The following is a 17,657-nucleotide window of genomic DNA, read 5'->3' on the forward strand; positions in this document are numbered from 1 at the left end:
TTTTAAAGTAAGGTACTGAAATATAGGCTAAGTATGGTGGTGTAAGTCAACTGAATATCTCTAAATTTCTTATTATTCTTTTCGATCTATATTTTGAACAATCTCCACCTTCAATGTTGAAATCGGAGATTGTTTTGTTTTATGGTATAATCTTAAAATATGAAAGGAAGTACCAGAAAATGGATGATAAAGTAATTGAACAATATAAAAGTCATGATAATCTTGATATTCGAGTAGAATTGCATAAGAAGTATTCAAAAAATAAATTGGGATTTAATAATTGGATATTTTCTAACTACCAAATCATTGATGAAGTAAAGGTTCTAGAATTGGGATGTGGTACAGGAGAACTATGGAAAAGTAATAGTGATTCTATAGATAAAATGAAGCAGTTGATTGTTACAGATTTTTCTAAAGATATGGTAAAATCAACGAAGTCAGTGATTGGAAATAGAGACAATGTTAACTATGAAATAATGGATATTCAAAAGATTTCTTTTGAGGATGAAACGTTTGATATTGTTATTGCTAATATGCTTCTACATCATGTAAATGATATTCCTAAAGCTCTCTCTGAGGTGAATAGAGTCTTAAAAACAGGCGGAATTTTTTACTGTGCTACATTTGGTGAAAATGGAGTTGTAGATTATTTGGCAAGATTATTTAAAGATGAGGTTAATCAAGATTTGGAAAATAAAACTTTTACTTTACAAAATGGCAAAAGGTACCTGAGTAGGTATTTTAACTCTGTCGATACATTACTCTATGATGATGAGTTACAGGTAACTAGCATAGATGATCTAGTTAAATACATCCAATCCTTTAAAGGAATTTCAGAAATAGGTTCGCTAGAAGAAAAAGTCATTCGTAAAAGATTGGAAGTGCATTTTCATAAGGGTAAGTTAATTATTCCTAAAGAATATGGTATGTTTATTGCTCGAAAGTAAAATTAAGGGAACGAAATTGTGAAAAATTAAGGAGAAGTTTTTCAATATAAAATCAAGCGGATAGTCTTTAGAGCATGCTATAGCTGATTCTATATAAAAGTCTCAATCTTTTGGATTTGGAGAAGTTTCTTGGGTGCAAAAAGACCAGATTCCAAACTTGGATCTGGCCTATGATATGTTACCCTTGATGGAGATGATGGAAGCGCCTGATAAGTCGGAGTTTTTCTACCGCCACCGTACTGAAGATGGCTGGGAGAAGAAAATCTTCTAGTCTTTTACCAAATAACCGAGCTGATCCAAGACCTCCTCGATATAGTGGAGGTCTTGTTGTGTTTCCTGTGTAATAGTAATAATAGATTTGGAAAAATATATGTACTATGAAATAAATTTAAAATATTTTTAGAAAAGTATTGACAAATCAAAAGAAAACGTTTACTATAGAATAAGGGAACGGTTCCACAACGTAAGAAGGAGGAATGATGACTACAATAAAACAGGTTGCTGAAGAAGCTGGAGTATCAAAATCAACGGTTTCAAGATATATATCAAAAAAAGGTTATGTTGGAGATGATGCGAGAGAGAAAATAAAAAATGCGATTAAAAAATTAAATTACACACCAAATGTATTAGCACAATCTTTGAAAACTAAAAAAAACCAAATGGTAGGACTCTTATTACCAGATATTTCAAATCCCTTCTTCCCAAGATTGGTTCGAGGAGCTGAATCATATTTGAAAGATAAAGGTTATAGAATTATGGTTGGTACGATTTCAGACCAAGAATCTTTGAGTGAATATGTTAATTTACTGTTAAAAACAAATGCTGCTGGCATTATTACTACACATGACTTCACAAAAGAATATCCGGATTTATCATTACCTGTTGTTGTAGTTGACCGAATTAGTAAAGATACAGGTTACGGTGTTTTTTCTGATAATCAGTCAGGTGGTCGTTTGGCTGCTGAAGCAATCTGTAATGCAGGTGCTAAACAAGTTCTGATTATTAAAGTTTTAGATGATAAAGCCGAGAATATCGCGGAACGGTTTGAAGCAAGTTTAAACTATTTGAGGAATAAATCTTTAGAGATTCGTATTGAAGAAAGTGAAACGTTTGACTTTGAAAAAATTCAAAAAGAAGCTAAAGAGAATCTAAAAAGAAATCCAAATATTGATAGTATTATAGCACCTTCTGATATTCATGCAATAGCTTATATTCATGAAATTTTAGCAATTGGGAAAAAAATTCCAGATGATATTCAAATCATTGGTTATGATGATATTGTACTTAGTCAATTTATTTACCCTTCTTTATCAACTATTCACCAATCATCATATAAAATGGGAGAACAGGCTGCAAAGCTAATCTATAATATGGCAAATAAGTTCTCTATAGATGAAGCTAAAATTAAACTACCTGTTAGATACGTAGAAAGAAATACATTAAGGAGAAAGTAATGAGTAAAATTGTTGTTGTTGGAAGTATTTCAATGGACTTAGTTATGAGAACAAAAAGGATTCCAGAAGGAGGTGAAACGATTTTTGGGGATTCGTTTAATATAGTTCCAGGTGGAAAAGGTGCAAATCAAGCTGTAGCTATTGGTAGATTATCCAGTGTAGAAGATAATATTTACATATTTGGAAACGTCGGAGAAGATATTTTTTCAGCAGATTTACTAAGTAATCTGCAAAATAATAATATTTCTACAGAACATGTGGGAACGGTACCACAATTTACGGGAGTTGCACAAATTACTTTATATGGAGGTGATAATAGGATTATTTATTATCCCGGAGCGAATAATTTAGTTAAAACAAATGATTGGAAAAATGAGTGGGAATTGATTAGTGATGCAAGTATTGTTGTATTACAGAATGAAATACCACATGAAGCCAATCTATCTATAGCTAAATTTTGCCAAGAAAATAAAGTTAAGGTGCTTTACAATCCTGCACCAGCTAGAGAAACAGATATAGAGATGATTCCTTTTTGTGATTTTATTACTCCTAATGAGCATGAATGTTCAGAGCTTTTTCCAGATAAGAAATTAGAAGAAATTATTAAAATTTATCCTAATAAAATGATTGTGACATTAGGAGTTGAAGGTTCCATTTATTATGATGGGGCAGTAGTTCAGAAGATTCCTGCTATAAAAGCAGAAGTAGTTGATACTACAGGAGCAGGAGATACATTTAATGGTGCTTTTGCTTATGCTATCTCAAAAGGAAAAGAGATGAATGTTGCATTGTCCTTTGCAACAATTGCTTCACATCTTTCTGTTCAAAGATTTGGAGCGCAAGGAGGCATGCCGAGTTTGAAAGAAATAAAGGAGCATTCAGGATATGAAGAAATATGGGATTTTAAATAGTAATATAGCAAAACTAGCTGATGATTTAGGTCATATGGATTTGGTTTGTATCGGAGATTTAGGATTGCCAGTTCCAAAAGGTGTTGATAAAATTGATTTAGCATTAAGAAAAGGTAGTCCAAGTTTTTTAGAAGTTTTAAAAGAATATTCAGATCATGTACTTATTGAAAAAATTTTCTTAGCAGAAGAAATTAAGGAAAAAAACAAAGAACAGTGGCAAGCAGTTCTAGATCTTTTAGGATCGAATATAATTATTGAATATATTAGTCATGAAGAATTGAAAGCTATGAATACTAAAGTTAAGGCAGTTATTCGCACTGGGGAAGATACACCATATTCGAATATAATCTTGCAATCAGGAGTTATTATTTAGAAGGGGGTTGCCTATGAAAATTGAAATGAAGAACATTTCAAAATCTTTTGGGAATAATCGTGTTTTAGAAAGTATTGATTTGGTTCTTAATTCAGGAGAAGTTCATGCTTTAATGGGAGAGAATGGTGCAGGCAAATCAACCTTAATGAATATTTTAACTGGACTTTTTCCAGCTACTTCAGGAACTATTTTTATTGATGGAAAAGAAAAAACATTTTCTAATCCTCAAGAGGCAGAACGGTTTGGACTGAGTTTTATTCATCAGGAAATGAATACTTGGCCAGATATGACTGTACTTGATAATCTTTTTTTAGGAAGAGAAATAAAAAATTCGATTGGGTTTTTAGATAAAGCTAGTATGGAAAGGAAAGCTAAAGAAGCATTTAAACGTCTTAATATCTCTATTCCTCTTGATGCAATCATTGGTCAATTATCAGTCGGACAACAACAAATGATAGAAATAGCAAAATGTTTATTATCAGAAGTTTCCTTGTTAATTATGGATGAACCCACAGCAGCTTTAACTGATCGTGAAACTGAAACACTTTTTAAAGTGATAGAAGGATTAAAATCTGATGGTGTAGGTATTGTGTATATTTCACATCGGATGGAAGAAATCTTTAAGATTACAGATCTTATAACTGTTATGAGGGATGGGTTTGTAATTGATACCAAGAAAACGAAGTTAACTAATGCGGATGAATTAGTTCAAAAGATGGTGGGGCGTGAATTAGAAGATTATTATCCAGAAAAAAAGGCTGAGATTGGGAATATTGTTTTTCAAGCTAAGAATCTTTCTGGTGATGCTTTTACGGATATTTCTTTCTATGTACGTCAAGGGGAAATTCTTGTTTTTTCTGGTTTGATGGGTGCTGGTCGTACTGAAATAATGCGAGCAATTTTTGGAATTGATTCTTTAAAATCTGGTCAAATTATAATAAATGGAGAACAACTGATAATTAAAAATCCTTTTGAAGCAATTAAGCATGGAATTGGTTTCTTAACAGAAGATCGTAAAGATGAGGGATTGATTTTAGATTTTTCTATTAAAGATAATATGACTTTACCTAGTACTCGTGATTTTGTTAAAAATGGTATTTTTGATAATAAAACAAGTGATATATTTGTACAACGTTTAATTGATAGGCTACGAATTAAATCAGGTTATCCAGATAAGGAAGTTGGAACACTTTCTGGTGGTAACCAACAGAAAGTAGTTTTAGCAAAATGGATAGGTATTGCACCAAAAGTACTGATTTTAGATGAGCCAACTCGTGGGGTAGATGTTGGAGCTAAGCGTGAAATTTACCAATTAATGAATGAATTGGCTGAACGAGGTGTACCGATTATTATGGTCTCTTCAGATTTACCAGAAGTGATTGGAGTCAGTGATCGCATTATGGTCATGCATGAAGGTAGAATTAGTGGGGAATTAACACGTCGAGAAGCTACACAAGAAAAAGTTATGCAACTAGCTACAGGAGGACAATAGTGTGAAAAATACTATGAAGTATATGTCAGAATTGACAACAGTAATAGCATTGATAATTTTAATGGCTGTCATCACTATTATCAATTCAAATTTTTTAACAGCAAATAATCTGTTAAATTTACTATTGCAAGTAACATCAAATGCACTGATCGCTTTTGGAATGACCTTTGTTATTCTAACAGGTGGAATTGATTTATCAGTTGGATCAATTTTAGCCTTATCCAGTGCGCTAACCGCTGGCCTATTAGGATCTGGAATGCCTGTTACGTTAGCAATTCTCATCTCTTTAATTTTGGGTTGCATTCTGGGGATGATGAATGGTTTATTGATTTCCTACGGGAAATTAGCTCCATTTATCGTTACTTTAGCAACTATGACTATTTTTAGAGGCGCAACACTTGTTTATACAAATGGGAATCCTATTACAAAAGGATTAAGTGATACATTCTTATTTCAATTTTTGGGGCAAGGTTACATAGTCGGAATTCCATTTCCTGTAATTATTATGTTTATTGTATTTATTGTTTTATATGTTTTACTTCATAAAACAGCATTTGGTAAATCTGTGTATGCTATAGGGGGGAATGAAAAAGCAGCATATATATCAGGTGTGAAACTAAATAAAGTGAAAATTATCATTTATTCAATTTCAGGTATTATGGCTTCAATTTCTGGATTGATTATAACATCACGCTTAAGTTCTGCTCAACCAACAGCAGGTGCTAGTTATGAAATGGATGCTATTGCAGCTGTTGTTCTTGGGGGAACCTCATTATCAGGAGGTAAAGGTCGTATACTGGGGACTCTAATAGGTGCTTTAATTATTGGAGTTTTGAATAATGGACTTAATATTATTGGTGTTTCAGCATTTTGGCAGCAAGTAGTAAAAGGAATTGTAATCTTAATTGCTGTTCTGATTGATCGTTTTAAAGTTGTAAAACAGTAGAATCATTTTCAATTTTTTTGGAAATAGTAACAATTTATTAGATGACGAACAATAGTCGGGATGGAAACTATCCCTATAGATATATATTACGAGGAGTAATAACATGAAAAATATTAAAAAAATTAGCATTTTTGCTTTGTTTGTAACATTTATTTTTGCTTTAGTAGCTTGTGGAAAAACTGGTTTAGGAAATTCATCAAATGATAACAAATCTACGACTCAAAAGTCGGCAAAAGAATTAAAATTAGGAGTTTCTATTTCGACTACTAACAATCCCTATTTTGTGGCTATGAAAGATGGTCTTGAAAAAGCCGCAGGAGAAAAAGAAGTAACTTTGAAGATAGCAGATGCACAAGATGATGCTGCTAGACAAGCAGATGATATTCAGAATTTTATTAGTCAAAATGTAGATGCTTTACTAATTAATCCAGTTGATTCTGATGCAATTGTTACATCTATTAAAGCTGCTAATAATGCAAATATTCCAGTAATCTTAATTGACCGCGGTAGTAATGGTGGTGAAGTCTTGACAACTGTTGCTTCTGATAACGTAGAAGCAGGTAAAATGGCTGCAGAATTTATTACCAAGCAATTGGGAGAAAAAGCAAAAACTTTTGAATTATCAGGAGTCCCTGGCGCTTCTGCAACTGTGGATAGAGGTAAAGGATTTGAACAAATTTCAAAGACAAATTTAGATGTTCTTTCTAGTCAATCTGCTAATTTTGATCGCGCAAAAGCTTTGAATACAGCGCAAAATATGATTCAAGGAAACAAAGAAGTACAAGCAATCTTTGCACAGAATGATGAGATGGCGTTAGGAGCTGCACAAGCAGTAAAAGCAGCTGGTCTTAGCAATGTATTAATTGTTGGTATTGATGGTCAACCAGATGCACATGACGCTATTGCAAAAGGTGATATTACTGCCACTATTGCTCAGCAACCAGCTAAGATGGGTGAAATTGCTATTCAATCAGCAATCGATCATTATCAAGGGAAAAAACTGGAAAAAGAAACAGTTTCTCCAATTTATCTTGTGACTAAGGATAATGTTGATCAACATAACTGGTGATATATTTTTAGTAAGCAAGTAGTTGTTAATTTTCATTCAATGTGGTTTTTAAATATCATTGTTACTATTTGAGATATTGGATTCAAAAAGACCAGATTCCAAACTTGGATCTGGCCTATGATATGCTACCTTTGATGGAGATGATGGAAGCTCCGGACAAATCTGAATTTTTCTACCCTCGCCGTACAGAAGACGATTGGGAAAAGAAAATTTTCTAATCCTTTACTAAATAACCTAGCTGATTCAAGGCCTCCTCGATATAGCGGAGGTCTTGTTGTGTTTCGGCTTCGACTAGGTGGTAATGGATGCCATCTGTCAATTCAGACAGAGGTCTAAAGTCAGAATGCTCGACTTGTTCTAGAAAATGTTGCACATCTCTGCGACAAGACAGTTTCAGCAAGGTTTCGATTTCTCCATAAACGGGATGGTCAATCAAGGTATTCTGGACACGCCCTCCATTATCGACGATAGCAAGGAGTTCCTGACCGATTTCTTCAACTTCATGTTTCACTTTGAAAAGTTTGTGAACATAAGGATTGGTATCAACTTGCTTATAGATGTAGCCACGATTAGTGGATAGGATAGGAGCGCCATCGGCTCTTAAAATTGCAATGTCTTGTACAATGACTTGGCGTGTTACATGAAAATGCTCCGCCAAACTTTGGCCATTAAGGGCTTTAGGAGCTTCTTTCAAGAGTTGGAGCAGGGCTTGTTTGCGATCTTTTGTCATAGCTTTTCCTTTTAACGGCGTTTTCGAAGTACTTTATAGACAGCTAGTGCTAATGTATAGTCTACCATACTATGGATAATTGTGCCAAATCCAACTAGTACAAAGAGAACATAAAACATATTTTCTACATTGGTACCGGAAGTTGCATAAAAAACGACACAGGCTAATACTTCAGCAAGGGCATGGATAAGCGCTAAAACAAAGTTGAAAATCCAGGAAGCTTTTGGTTTATCTAGGGTATCGGGGAATTTTTGTAGGTAAAGAGCCCCCAAAGTCCCAAAAAAGATATGGGAAAAAGCTCGAAAAACGATAACCATGGGATAGCCAGCCATCAAAAATCCGAAACTAGAAGCTAGGATGACAAAAACAGTCATCAAGGGCGATAAGAACATGGCAATAAAAATAGCGATGTGGCTTCCTAAAGTATAGGAAGCAGGTGGAATGACAATCTTGAAAGGCATAACAATTGGAATCAAAATTGCAATAGCCGTTAAGAGGGCAGTCATTGTCATAAATTGTGTCTTTTTCCGTGTATTCATAAGAATCTCCTTTTTATTGTATATACACTAGTATAGTACAATAAAATAGACAATAAAGCAAGGATTTACTTAGGTTTATAGGTCATTTTTAAGTTAATACTCTTCGAAAACCTCTTCAAACTACGTCAGCTTCCATCTGCAATCTCAAAACCGTGTTTTGAGCAACCTGCGGCTAGCTTCCTAGTTTACTTTTTGATTTTCATTGAGTATAAATATTGGTAAAGAGTTCACTAAAAAGAAACTACTTCAAACAAAATCTCCACCTTCAAGCATGAAAGCGGAGATTGTTTTTATTTCTTCAAAGTTTGTAATCTTGGAACAATGGCTAGGGTTAGAACTGCGGAAATGACTAATTCGGCAATCGAATTTGTTGAGATAACAGTTGCTAGGAGTTTTTGGATATTACCATCAAAAACATTTCCAAAAAGGTAGAAAATTCCACCAAGTACAAAGACTGTGTTGGTAAGTGAACCAAGGGCACCAGCTAGAATCAAACCAGTTTTATTTTTCATCAGTTTATAGACTAGATACGGAGTTAAACCAATCAAAATACGTGGGACGATGGCAATGATAGCTGAGTAGATGTTTCCGTTTGGTACAAATGGTGAGAAGAGATAGCTTGTAGGTAGAATCGTAATCGTATTAACTGTCAAGCTAAGAAGTCCCATCAAAAATCCAAGTGTAACCCCAACTCGTGGACCGTAGATAATGCTGGCAATAATGACAGGAATATGAACAATGGTCGGTTTGATTGGAAATGGAAAAAGGTTAAAGGCAAGCGAGCTCATAAAGTGTACAACGAGCATGGTTGCAAAAAAGATAGCAATAGGTGCAATATTAGAGCGTTTTTTCATCGAGAGTTTCCTTTATTCTTTCTAAAATAATTGTGAGGTCAGCTAAAGCTCCTCGTCCATGGTCTCCACAAGCTAGTAGGGATTCCTTCGGAGCAATCAGCTGATAGCCGTATGTTTCTAATGTTTTCAGATTAGTCTGAGTTGCCGGATGGTCATACATTTTTGTATTCATAGCAGGAGCTATTAGTTTAGGAATATTTTTGGGCAAGGCTAGAGCTATGCTGGTTACCATGTTGTCAGCATAGCCGTGGGCTAGCTTTGCAATTGTGTTAGCTGTTGCAGGGACTACGATAAATAAATCTGCCTTTTTTCCAAGTTCGATATGATTAATCTGATTAGGATAGGGTTCCTTCATGACATCAAGGTGGACAGGATTCTGTGATAAGACCTGTAGTGTCAAAGGTTGGATAAACTCTGTAGCGGCCTGAGTCATTAAAACCGTGACTTGATGACCTTGTTTTTTTAGAGAACTGACTAAATCTGCCGACTTGTAAGAGGCGATTGACCCTGTTACAGCCAAGAGAATATGTGACATATCTTTCCTTTCTAAGAATGGTAGGCTTGAATTTTTTCAAGGAGGAGTTCTGCAATTTCTTCCTTAGTATTAACTGATTGAAGTTGATTTTTCTCAACAAAGATAGCACGATGCTTGTCTGTTGAAATTTGAGTCTGGTCATTTGCAATGATTAAGTCTGCTTGATTATTGATAAGACTGTTTCTAGCAGTGTCAATTAGATGATTTTCAGATACATCAACTAGTAGTTTAAAACCAATCAGATGAATAGCAGGATTCCATTCCTTGACTAGAGAGATGATCTTGGGTGTTTTTTTCAGGAATAAGACCTGAACCTCGTCAGTTGAAGAAATCTTAGCTTGATGATTTTGCTTGATTAAAAATTCTTCTATATTGGAACTAGATTGAACTTCCTCAAGCCCTGTCATATAAACAGGAGTGTAGTCAGAAACAGCCATTGAGTGAATCAAGACCTGATAATCCTTAACACGTTCTTGCATTTCAAGGAGAAGGTTGTTTGTATTGTTAACTTCTCGAATGCTTAGGTTGGGATGGGCTTCTGGCTTCAAAGCTCGTTTTGTAGTAATTAAACAAACTTCATGTCCTGCAGCAAGCAAAGTCTCTGTGATGATTTTCCCCAAGCGTCCTGTAGAATGGTTAGTGATAGAGCGGACGCTATCAATAGCTTCACTGGTACCGCCCGATGTAACTAAAATTTTCATAGCACTATTGTACACAAAAATAAACGGTAAGTAAAATGAAAGTGATAAAATTTTGGTAAAAGGAAAGAATATAGTTTCAAACTATAAAGCCATATAAAATTTAAGAAAGGACTCTAAAAACCTTAAAAATAAGGATATTTACGAACGTTTAGAGAGTTTAAGGATGTTAAAAATCTTGTTTTGTGTTATAATGAATTATCATATAAGAGGTTAGAGGAGTTTTGAATGAAAACAGATATTGAAATCGCACAGAGTATTGAGTTGAAACCTATTGTTGATGTTGTAGAGAAGCTTGGAATTTCTTACGACGATTTGGAGTTGTATGGAAAGTACAAGGCTAAGCTCAGCTTTGATAAAATTCGTGCAGTTGAGAGCAATCCAGTTGGGAAATTGATTTTGGTTACTGCCATCAACCCAACACCTGCAGGTGAAGGAAAATCAACCATTACCATTGGTCTTGCGGATGCCTTGAATAAGATTGGCAAGAAAACCATGATTGCTATCCGCGAACCATCTCTTGGTCCAGTAATGGGGATTAAGGGTGGTGCTGCAGGAGGTGGTTACGCTCAAGTTCTACCAATGGAGGACATCAATCTCCACTTTACTGGGGATATGCATGCCATTACAACTGCCAACAATGCTCTTTCTGCCTTGATCGACAACCACTTGCACCAAGGGAATGAGTTGGGAATTGACCAACGTCGTATCCTCTGGAAACGTGTAGTGGACTTGAATGATCGTGCACTTCGTCATGTAACAGTTGGACTTGGTGGCCCTCTAAATGGTATTCCTCGTGAGGATGGCTTTGACATTACCGTCGCTTCCGAAATCATGGCGATTCTATGCTTGGCAACAGACATCGAGGACTTGAAACGCCGTTTGGCTAATATTGTTATCGGTTATCGCTATGATCGTACACCTGTTTCTGTAGGTGATTTGCAGGTTGAAGGTGCCTTAGCATCGATTTTGAAGGATGCTATTAAGCCAAACTTGGTTCAGACAATTTATGGAACGCCTGCTTTTGTGCACGGTGGTCCATTTGCCAATATCGCTCATGGATGTAATTCAGTCTTGGCAACAAGCACAGCCCTTCACTTGGCTGATTACACAGTTACTGAAGCTGGTTTTGGTGCAGACCTTGGTGCCGAGAAATTCCTTGATATTAAGACACCAAACTTACCAACATCTCCAGATGCAGTTGTCATTGTCTCAACCCTTCGTGCCCTTAAGATGAATGGTGGTGTGGCTAAAGACGCTTTGACAGAAGAAAACGTAGAAGCTGTTCGTGCCGGTTTTGCTAACTTGAAACGCCATGTTGAGAACATCCGTAAGTTCGGTATTCCAGCAGTTGTGGCTATTAACGAATTTGTCTCTGATACAGAAGCTGAAATTGCAGCCTTGAAAGAACTTTGTGCCTCAATCGATGTACCAGTTGAATTGGCTAGTGTCTGGGCTGATGGTGCAGAAGGTGGAGTAGCACTTGCCGAAACAGTTGTCAAGACTATCGCTGAAAACCCATCTAACTACAAACGTTTGTATGAGAATGACCTTTCCGTCCAAGAAAAGATTGAAAAGATTGTTACTGAAATCTACCGTGGTAGCAAAGTGAACTTTGAGAAGAAAGCTCAAACACAAATCGCTCAAATCGTTCAAAACGGTTGGGACAAATTGCCAATCTGTATGGCTAAGACCCAGTATAGCTTCTCAGACAATCCAAATGCACTTGGAGCACCTGAAAACTTTGAAATTACCATTCGTGAATTGGTACCAAAATTAGGTGCAGGCTTCATCGTTGCCCTAACTGGTGATGTGATGACCATGCCTGGACTTCCAAAACGACCAGCTGCTCTAAACATGGATGTTGAAAGCGATGGAACCGTTCTAGGCTTGTTCTAGTATATTGCAATTGACTTTAAATGAGTTTGGAAATACTATCCAAGCTCATTTTTTCTCAGACTGCAAGCAGTTCATCAATAAAATTTAGTCCTCTTTCTCTTGGGAAGAGGCTTTTTAATACTAGGAAAAGGACAGTTAGAATCTTCTGTGTTATACTAGAGATATGTTAGATTTGAAAGAATATGGTATTGCCATGTGGTCAGAGGAGAAGATTATTTCTTTCCGTGAGAAACTTCTCGCTTGGTATGATGAAAACAAGCGAGATTTACCGTGGCGTAGAAGTAAAAATCCTTATCATATCTGGGTCTCGGAAATCATGCTCCAGCAGACCAGAGTGGATACAGTTATCCCTTACTACGAAAGATTCTTGGACTGGTTTCCAACAGTGGAAAGTTTAGCAACAGCTCCTGAAGAAGGTTTGTTGAAGGCTTGGGAAGGTTTGGGTTATTATTCTCGAGTTCGTAATATGCAGGCTGCAGCCCAGCAGATTATGGCTGACTTTGGTGGTCAATTTCCAAACACCTATGAAGGAATTTCTAGTTTAAAAGGGATTGGCCCTTACACAGCAGGAGCCATTTCCAGTATCGCTTTTAATTTGCCTGAGCCAGCGGTCGATGGTAATGTCATGCGGGTTTTGGCGCGTCTGTTTGAAGTCAATCACGATATTGGCATTCCAAAGAATCGCAAAATTTTTCAGGCAATGATGGAAATCTTGATTGATCCGGATCGTCCGGGTGATTTTAATCAAGCCTTGATGGACTTGGGCTCAGATATTGAGGCGCCTGTAAATCCCAGACCAGAAGACAGTCCAGTGAAGGACTTTAGTGCGGCATACCAGAATGGCACAATGGACCGTTATCCAATTAAGGCACCAAAGAAAAAGCCAGTTCCTATTTATCTTAAAGCCTTAGTTGTGAAAAATTCTCAAGGACAATTTTTGCTTGAAAAAAATGAAAGTGAAAAGCTATTGGCAAGTTTTTGGCATTTCCCATTGATAGAAGTTGATAACTTTTCGCAAGAGGAGCAGTTTGACCTCTTTCATCAGGTTGCAGAAGAAAGTGTAAACTTTGGCCCCAGTCCAGAGGAGAGTTTCCAGCAGGACTATGACCTAGATGTTGCTTGGTTTGATGTTTATTTTGAGACTGTCAAGCATGTCTTTAGTCATCGTAAATGGCATGTTCAAATTGTAACCGGTCAGGTGACTGACTACCATGACTTTTCCGATAGAGAAGTTCGCTGGCTTTCACCAGAAGAGTTCAAGAATTACCCACTTGCCAAACCCCAACAAAAAATCTGGCAGGCTTATGCAAAAGCCAATATAGACACTAACAAAGACTAGCTATTGTGTCTTCTTGTTATTTTTTTGGTATAATAGTAGAGAAAAAGGTGAACATATGAAAAAAATACTAATTGTAGATGATGAGAAACCAATCTCGGATATTATCAAGTTTAATATGACCAAGGAAGGTTACGAAGTTGTAACTGCTTTTAACGGTCGTGAAGCGCTAGAGCAATTTGAAGCAGAGCAACCAGATATTATTATTCTGGATTTGATGCTTCCGGAAATTGATGGTTTGGAAGTTGCTAAGACCATTCGCAAGACCAGTAGTGTACCTATTATCATGCTGTCGGCTAAAGACAGCGAATTTGATAAGGTCATCGGTTTGGAGCTTGGGGCAGATGACTATGTGACAAAACCCTTCTCCAATCGTGAGTTGCAGGCGCGTGTTAAAGCTTTGCTGCGTCGTTCTCAACCTATGCTAGTAGATGGGCAGGAAGCAGAAAGTAAACCTCAACCTATCCAAATTGGGGATTTAGAAATTGTTCCAGACGCCTACGTGGCTAAAAAATATGGCGAAGAACTAGACTTAACCCATCGTGAGTTTGAGCTTTTGTATCATTTGGCATCGCATACAGGTCAAGTCATTACGCGCGAACACTTACTTGAGACTGTCTGGGGTTATGACTATTTTGGTGATGTCCGTACAGTTGATGTGACTGTCCGACGTCTGCGTGAGAAGATTGAAGATACGCCCAGCCGACCAGAGTATATCTTGACGCGCCGTGGTGTAGGGTATTACATGAGAAATAATGCTTGATTTACTGAAACAAACGATTTTTACCAGAGATTTTATCTTTATCCTGATTTTGTTAGGTTTCATCCTTGTTGTGACCCTCTTATTACTAGAGAATAGACGTGATAATATTCGGTTGAAGCAAATCAATCAAAAGGTTAAAGATTTGATTGCAGGAGATTATTCCAAGGTTCTTGATATGCAAGGTGGGTCTGAAATCACCAATATTACCAATAATTTGAATGACTTGTCGGAGGTTATTCGTCTCACTCAGGAAAATCTAGAACAAGAGAGTAAGAGACTAAATAGTATCCTGTTTTATATGACAGATGGGGTTCTTGCGACCAATCGTCGGGGGCAGATTATCATGATTAACGATACAGCCAAGAAGCAACTGGGGCTGGTTAAAGAAGATGTTCTGAATAGAAGCATTTTGGAATTACTCAAGATAGAAGAAGACTATGAATTGCGTGATTTGATTACCCAAAGTCCAGAATTGTTGCTAGATTCCCAAGACATCAATGGGGAATATCTGAGCCTTCGAGTTCGCTTTGCCTTGATTCGTCGAGAGTCTGGCTTTATTTCAGGTTTGGTGGCTGTTTTGCATGATACGACGGAGCAGGAGAAGGAAGAGCGAGAACGGAGACTCTTCGTTTCCAACGTTAGTCATGAGTTACGGACTCCTTTAACCAGCGTGAAATCCTATCTTGAAGCCTTGGATGAGGGAGCTTTGTGTGAAACTGTAGCACCAGACTTCATCAAGGTGTCTCTGGACGAAACTAACCGTATGATGCGCATGGTGACCGACCTCCTTCATCTTTCACGGATTGATAACGCCACTAGTCACTTGGATGTGGAACTGATTAACTTCACTGCCTTTATTACCTTTATCCTCAATCGTTTTGATAAGATGAAAGGACAGGAAAAGGAGAAAAAATATGAGTTAGTGAGGGATTATCCTATCAATTCTATCTGGATGGAAATTGATACAGATAAGATGACGCAGGTGATTGATAATATTTTAAATAATGCTATTAAGTATTCGCCAGATGGGGGTAAAATCACTGTCAGAATGAAGACAACTGAAGACCAGATGATTTTATCCATTTCTGACCACGGTTTGGGGATTCCTAAGCAGGATTTACCACGTATCTTTGACCGTTTCTATCGTGTGGATCGTGCTAGAAGTCGTGCCCAAGGTGGAACAGGTCTGGGACTGTCTATTGCCAAAGAAATTATCAAACAACATAATGGCTTTATTTGGGCCAAGAGTGAATACGGTAAGGGATCAACTTTCACAATTGTGCTCCCTTATGATAAGGATGCAGTGAAAGAAGAAGTATGGGAGGACGAAGTAGAAGACTAGAATGAGTGAAATAGGCTTTAAATACAGTATTTTAGCGTCGGGTTCCAGTGGAAATTCCTTTTATCTGGAAACCCCAAAAAAGAAGCTTTTAGTGGATGCAGGCTTGTCTGGCAAGAAAATTACCAGTCTCCTTGCTGAAATTAACCGCAAACCAGAAGACCTGGATGCCATCTTGATTACCCATGAGCATTCAGATCATATCCATGGAGTAGGCGTTTTGGCTCGCAAGTATGGTATGGATCTTTATGCCAATGAAAAGACCTGGCAAGCTATGGAAAATAGTAAATATCTTGGCAAGGTGGATTCTTCGCAAAAGCATATCTTTGAGATGGGCAAAACCAAAACCTTTGGAGATATTGACATCGAGAGTTTTGGTGTAAGCCATGATGCAGTCGCACCGCAGTTCTATCGCTTTATGAAGGATGATAAAAGTTTTGTCCTTTTGACAGATACAGGTTATGTCAGTGACCGTATGGCAGGGATTGTCGAAAATGCGGACGGCTATCTTATCGAGTCCAACCATGATGTAGAGATTTTGCGAGCAGGTTCTTACGCTTGGCGACTCAAACAACGAATCCTATCGGATCTGGGTCACCTTTCTAACGAAGATGGTGCCGAAGCCATGATTCGGACGCTAGGAAATCGCACTAAGAAAATCTATCTTGGTCACTTGTCTAAGGAAAACAATATCAAGGAGCTGGCTCACATGACTATGGTCAACCAGCTAGCACAAGCTGATCTGGGAGTTGGAGTAGACTTTAAGGTTTATGATACCTCACCAGATACCGCAACACCATTGACAGATATATAGAAAGAAGGCGAGTGCCTTCTTTTTATAAATTAGTAGATATTTGTTGTGGTATAACGTTCAAAAATAACATAGGAGAAGTAGTGTGAAAAGAAAATGTTTTTTTGCAGATTATTATGATACAACAATTATTTTACTTGCTTTAATCTCTGTTATTCTGGTATTACTTGGATTTGCTGAGATGATTGATTTGGACAATCCGCCTTATAGTATTATTGATTTAGCAATCTGGGGTGTTTTTGTAATTGATTATAGTTGGCGCTTTTTTATTACTAAAAGAAAATGGCGCTTTATTCTTGAAAATATTTTTGATTTATTGGCTATTCTCCCTTTAAATGCTATTTTTACAGTATTTCGATTAGGGCGTATCTTCCGCTTAGCAAGGCTGACAAAATTACTGAAACTGACTCGTTTACTTAGAATAATTGGACTTACAGGTAAATTAGAAAGAAAAATTAGTAGATTCTTACGAACAAATGGCTTGCTTTATATCTTGTATGTTAATATTTTTATCGTTCTAGTAGGAAGTTCAATTTTATCTGTAGTTGAAGAAAAATCCTTCTCAGATAGTCTTTGGTGGGCTCTTGTGACAGTAACCACTGTTGGGTATGGTGACATTGTTCCAGTTTCCCTTTTTGGGAAATGGCTAGCAGTTTTACTGATGCTTGTCGGTATTGGAACAATAGGGATGTTAACAAGTGCTTTGACGAACTTTTTTGTAAAGGATAATCCAGATGAACAGATAAAACTTGATAAACTTCAAGATGAATTATCTAGTCAGAGAATATTACTAGAGAAGCAATCTGAGAAAATCGAAGAACTGCATCGGATGATACAAGATTTGCTTGAAAAAACATAATAAAAATAAAGACAAAACAAAACTTGATTCGAGGAGAAATCAAGTAAGTCTTGACACAATAAAACGCATATTATCAGGTATAAAAACTTGATACTATGCGTT

General features: G+C 36.8%; 18 protein-coding genes and 3 pseudogenes. 15 read left to right on the top strand and 6 right to left on the bottom strand.

Annotated features, from left to right (window positions below; all coding sequences use genetic code 11):
- Positions 1-179: 179 nt before the first annotated feature.
- Together AC6I9F_RS04955 and AC6I9F_RS04960 are read left to right on the top strand one after the other, a co-directional pair.
- Positions 180-947 (top strand): class I SAM-dependent methyltransferase, encoded by a 768-nt coding sequence (locus tag AC6I9F_RS04955; RefSeq protein WP_498023132.1) that lies wholly within the window; start codon positions 180-182, stop codon positions 945-947.
- A gap of 103 nt (positions 948-1,050) precedes the next feature.
- Positions 1,051-1,218, top strand: a pseudogene (locus AC6I9F_RS04960) (8-oxo-dGTP diphosphatase); the annotation flags it as partial.
- Here the strand turns inward: AC6I9F_RS04960 and AC6I9F_RS04965 are convergent.
- Positions 1,215-1,292, bottom strand: a pseudogene (locus AC6I9F_RS04965) (DNA-binding transcriptional regulator); the annotation flags it as partial. The pseudogenes AC6I9F_RS04960 and AC6I9F_RS04965 sit on opposite strands and share 4 nt — an antisense overlap.
- A 134-nt stretch (positions 1,293-1,426) precedes the next feature.
- Here AC6I9F_RS04965 and AC6I9F_RS04970 point away from each other — a divergent pair.
- From AC6I9F_RS04970 to AC6I9F_RS05000, 7 genes and pseudogenes are all read left to right on the top strand, one after another.
- Positions 1,427-2,401, top strand: a complete 975-nt coding sequence (locus AC6I9F_RS04970; protein ID WP_333502961.1) for a LacI family DNA-binding transcriptional regulator — start codon at positions 1,427-1,429, stop codon at positions 2,399-2,401.
- Positions 2,401-3,312: a ribokinase gene (gene rbsK, locus AC6I9F_RS04975; RefSeq protein ID WP_023940188.1), complete on the top strand. Its 912-nt coding sequence runs from the start codon at positions 2,401-2,403 to the stop codon at positions 3,310-3,312. The genes AC6I9F_RS04970 and rbsK overlap by 1 nt, the downstream gene beginning before the upstream one ends.
- On the top strand, positions 3,287-3,685 hold the full coding sequence (gene rbsD, locus AC6I9F_RS04980) for a D-ribose pyranase (protein ID WP_000759835.1): 399 nt from the start codon (positions 3,287-3,289) through the stop codon (positions 3,683-3,685). Before rbsK ends, rbsD begins: the two co-directional genes overlap by 26 nt.
- Positions 3,686-3,698: 13 nt before the next feature.
- On the top strand, positions 3,699-5,177 hold the full coding sequence (locus AC6I9F_RS04985) for a sugar ABC transporter ATP-binding protein (protein ID WP_498023133.1): 1,479 nt from the start codon (positions 3,699-3,701) through the stop codon (positions 5,175-5,177).
- 1 nt (position 5,178) lies between these two features.
- Positions 5,179-6,123: an ABC transporter permease subunit gene (locus tag AC6I9F_RS04990; protein WP_498023134.1), complete on the top strand. Its 945-nt coding sequence runs from the start codon at positions 5,179-5,181 to the stop codon at positions 6,121-6,123.
- A 103-nt stretch (positions 6,124-6,226) separates the two neighbouring features.
- Entirely contained in the window at positions 6,227-7,192 is a 966-nt protein-coding gene (locus tag AC6I9F_RS04995) for a substrate-binding domain-containing protein (protein ID WP_000789622.1), read from the top strand.
- A gap of 77 nt (positions 7,193-7,269) precedes the next feature.
- Positions 7,270-7,410, top strand: a pseudogene (locus AC6I9F_RS05000) (8-oxo-dGTP diphosphatase); the annotation flags it as partial.
- Here the strand turns inward: AC6I9F_RS05000 and AC6I9F_RS05005 are convergent.
- The 5 genes from AC6I9F_RS05005 to coaB form a co-directional block, all read right to left on the bottom strand.
- Positions 7,407-7,922, bottom strand: a complete 516-nt coding sequence (locus AC6I9F_RS05005) for a transcription repressor NadR (protein ID WP_301352551.1) — start codon at positions 7,920-7,922, stop codon at positions 7,407-7,409. The pseudogene AC6I9F_RS05000 and the gene AC6I9F_RS05005 sit on opposite strands and share 4 nt — an antisense overlap.
- An 11-nt stretch (positions 7,923-7,933) precedes the next feature.
- Positions 7,934-8,461: a hypothetical protein gene (locus AC6I9F_RS05010; protein WP_301352549.1), complete on the bottom strand. Its 528-nt coding sequence runs from the start codon at positions 8,459-8,461 to the stop codon at positions 7,934-7,936.
- A gap of 290 nt (positions 8,462-8,751) precedes the next feature.
- On the bottom strand, positions 8,752-9,315 hold the full coding sequence (locus AC6I9F_RS05015; protein ID WP_049532675.1) for an ECF transporter S component: 564 nt from the start codon (positions 9,313-9,315) through the stop codon (positions 8,752-8,754).
- A complete protein-coding gene (coaC, locus tag AC6I9F_RS05020) occupies positions 9,299-9,850 on the bottom strand; it encodes a phosphopantothenoylcysteine decarboxylase (RefSeq protein WP_498023135.1) in 552 nt (183 codons plus the stop codon). The genes AC6I9F_RS05015 and coaC overlap by 17 nt, the downstream gene beginning before the upstream one ends.
- 11 nt (positions 9,851-9,861) lie before the next feature.
- Positions 9,862-10,551, bottom strand: coding sequence for a phosphopantothenate--cysteine ligase (gene coaB, locus AC6I9F_RS05025; protein WP_498023136.1), 690 nt, complete (start codon positions 10,549-10,551; stop codon positions 9,862-9,864).
- 225 nt (positions 10,552-10,776) lie between these two features.
- Here coaB and AC6I9F_RS05030 point away from each other — a divergent pair, with 225 nt between their 5' ends.
- From AC6I9F_RS05030 to AC6I9F_RS05055, 6 genes are all read left to right on the top strand, one after another.
- Positions 10,777-12,447: a formate--tetrahydrofolate ligase gene (locus AC6I9F_RS05030; protein WP_498023137.1), complete on the top strand. Its 1,671-nt coding sequence runs from the start codon at positions 10,777-10,779 to the stop codon at positions 12,445-12,447.
- Between the two features lie 163 nt (positions 12,448-12,610).
- A complete protein-coding gene (mutY, locus tag AC6I9F_RS05035) occupies positions 12,611-13,786 on the top strand; it encodes an A/G-specific adenine glycosylase (protein ID WP_498023138.1) in 1,176 nt (391 codons plus the stop codon).
- 55 nt (positions 13,787-13,841) lie between these two features.
- Positions 13,842-14,546: a response regulator YycF gene (gene yycF / locus AC6I9F_RS05040; protein WP_498023139.1), complete on the top strand. Its 705-nt coding sequence runs from the start codon at positions 13,842-13,844 to the stop codon at positions 14,544-14,546.
- Positions 14,539-15,888 carry a cell wall metabolism sensor histidine kinase VicK gene (gene vicK, locus AC6I9F_RS05045; protein ID WP_173212554.1) on the top strand — a complete coding sequence of 450 codons (1,350 nt, stop codon included), beginning with the start codon at positions 14,539-14,541 and terminating at the stop codon, positions 15,886-15,888. The genes yycF and vicK overlap by 8 nt, the downstream gene beginning before the upstream one ends.
- Position 15,889: 1 nt before the next feature.
- Entirely contained in the window at positions 15,890-16,699 is an 810-nt protein-coding gene (gene walJ, locus AC6I9F_RS05050; protein WP_054384038.1) for an exodeoxyribonuclease WalJ, read from the top strand.
- 82 nt (positions 16,700-16,781) lie between these two features.
- Positions 16,782-17,555 (top strand): potassium channel family protein, encoded by a 774-nt coding sequence (locus tag AC6I9F_RS05055; RefSeq protein WP_498023140.1) that lies wholly within the window; start codon positions 16,782-16,784, stop codon positions 17,553-17,555.
- Positions 17,556-17,657 lie beyond the last annotated feature (102 nt).

The organism is Streptococcus nakanonensis (assembly GCF_059738785.1).

Bases quoted from the DNA above. Each gene is read 5' to 3' on its own strand.
- AC6I9F_RS04955 (WP_498023132.1), top strand. From the start codon at position 180: ATGGATGATAAAGTAATTGAACAATATAAAAGTCATGATAATCTTGAT.
- AC6I9F_RS04970 (WP_333502961.1), top strand. From the start codon at position 1,427: ATGACTACAATAAAACAGGTTGCTGAAGAAGCTGGAGTATCAAAATCA.
- rbsK (WP_023940188.1), top strand. From the start codon at position 2,401: ATGAGTAAAATTGTTGTTGTTGGAAGTATTTCAATGGACTTAGTTATG.
- rbsD (WP_000759835.1), top strand. From the start codon at position 3,287: ATGAAGAAATATGGGATTTTAAATAGTAATATAGCAAAACTAGCTGAT.
- AC6I9F_RS04985 (WP_498023133.1), top strand. From the start codon at position 3,699: ATGAAAATTGAAATGAAGAACATTTCAAAATCTTTTGGGAATAATCGT.
- AC6I9F_RS04995 (WP_000789622.1), top strand. From the start codon at position 6,227: ATGAAAAATATTAAAAAAATTAGCATTTTTGCTTTGTTTGTAACATTT.
- AC6I9F_RS05005 (WP_301352551.1), bottom strand. From the start codon at position 7,922: ATGACAAAAGATCGCAAACAAGCCCTGCTCCAACTCTTGAAAGAAGCT.
- AC6I9F_RS05010 (WP_301352549.1), bottom strand. From the start codon at position 8,461: ATGAATACACGGAAAAAGACACAATTTATGACAATGACTGCCCTCTTA.
- AC6I9F_RS05015 (WP_049532675.1), bottom strand. From the start codon at position 9,315: ATGAAAAAACGCTCTAATATTGCACCTATTGCTATCTTTTTTGCAACC.
- coaC (WP_498023135.1), bottom strand. From the start codon at position 9,850: ATGTCACATATTCTCTTGGCTGTAACAGGGTCAATCGCCTCTTACAAG.
- coaB (WP_498023136.1), bottom strand. From the start codon at position 10,551: ATGAAAATTTTAGTTACATCGGGCGGTACCAGTGAAGCTATTGATAGC.
- AC6I9F_RS05030 (WP_498023137.1), top strand. From the start codon at position 10,777: ATGAAAACAGATATTGAAATCGCACAGAGTATTGAGTTGAAACCTATT.
- mutY (WP_498023138.1), top strand. From the start codon at position 12,611: ATGTTAGATTTGAAAGAATATGGTATTGCCATGTGGTCAGAGGAGAAG.
- yycF (WP_498023139.1), top strand. From the start codon at position 13,842: ATGAAAAAAATACTAATTGTAGATGATGAGAAACCAATCTCGGATATT.
- vicK (WP_173212554.1), top strand. From the start codon at position 14,539: ATGCTTGATTTACTGAAACAAACGATTTTTACCAGAGATTTTATCTTT.
- walJ (WP_054384038.1), top strand. From the start codon at position 15,890: ATGAGTGAAATAGGCTTTAAATACAGTATTTTAGCGTCGGGTTCCAGT.